The organism is Campylobacter sp. BCW_4323 (assembly GCF_001763115.1).
Taxonomy (GTDB): Bacteria; Campylobacterota; Campylobacteria; order Campylobacterales; family Campylobacteraceae; genus Campylobacter_D; species Campylobacter_D jejuni.
Map to the genome: position 1 here is coordinate 1,433 of NZ_MJYC01000088.1, position 937 is coordinate 2,369.

The following is a 937-nucleotide window of genomic DNA, read 5'->3' on the forward strand; positions in this document are numbered from 1 at the left end:
ACTTTGCCAATCTTTAAATTCAAGTAAAGTAGATTTCTCCCCTGTGTGAAATTCAGGATCTAGGTATTGGGGTTGATAGTCTTTGTAGGGGGAGTTTTGTTTGATATTGTGTGCTTCAAAAAGGGCTTTGGAATATTCTTGGGTGTATTTGCCTACCTTAGCTCCCCCATCATAGAGTAAAATTTTATTCGTTTCTTTTTCCACATCTAATATACCACCATTAGAAGTATAAATCTCGTAAGTTTCACTCATTTTTATCCTTTCATCCTATATATAAACCATCTTCCATGATTATAGTAGTGGCTAGTCTAGTTATGAAATTCATTATTTTCACTCTTTTATATTATGCTCTTTAGCATAAGCTCTTATCTTAGCTCGAAGTTCTTGCGGAAAATTATATCTATAAATAGCAGGAATTCTTGGATCAAGGAGTTTGTCTAAATATCCTCTTTTATAAATCCATTCTAATCTTTCAGGGGTAAAATAATAAGGGGCATTAGGATAGCCTTGAGGAGGAGTGAGGGCTGCTAGTTTGGCGCTTAATACTAGGGTATCTTTGAATAAAGTGGCTTGTTGTTCACTCCAATCATTTGGAGTATCTACATCAAAGTTAGTTTTCATCCCATTTCTATATCCATCCATAGCATCATCAAATTTATTTCTACTTTTTGGAGTAGAATCTATATCTCTTGGATCTTTTAATTTACCTTTTTCAATATCATCATATAAAGCCCAAATGATTCTACCTTCTTCATCATAGGCAAAATCATATTTATTTAAATCAATCGTCCAATCTGCTCCTATAATCTCATCTAAAAAAGGAAGCATACCAAATTCATCTAATAAACTCTCATAATGATAATCGTGTAAATCGTAAATCATTTTTGCTCTAAGCTTATTCCAATGTTGCCCTGTAAGAAAAGAATTAGAACACAAT

2 pseudogenes are annotated in these 937 nt (G+C 32.8%); both read right to left on the bottom strand.

What is annotated here, in order from left to right:
* A pseudogene (locus AJN60_RS10080) lies at nt 1-252 on the bottom strand (hypothetical protein); the annotation flags it as partial.
* Nucleotides 253-330: 78 nt separating this feature from the next.
* Nucleotides 331-937, bottom strand: a pseudogene (locus AJN60_RS09220) (hypothetical protein); the annotation flags it as partial.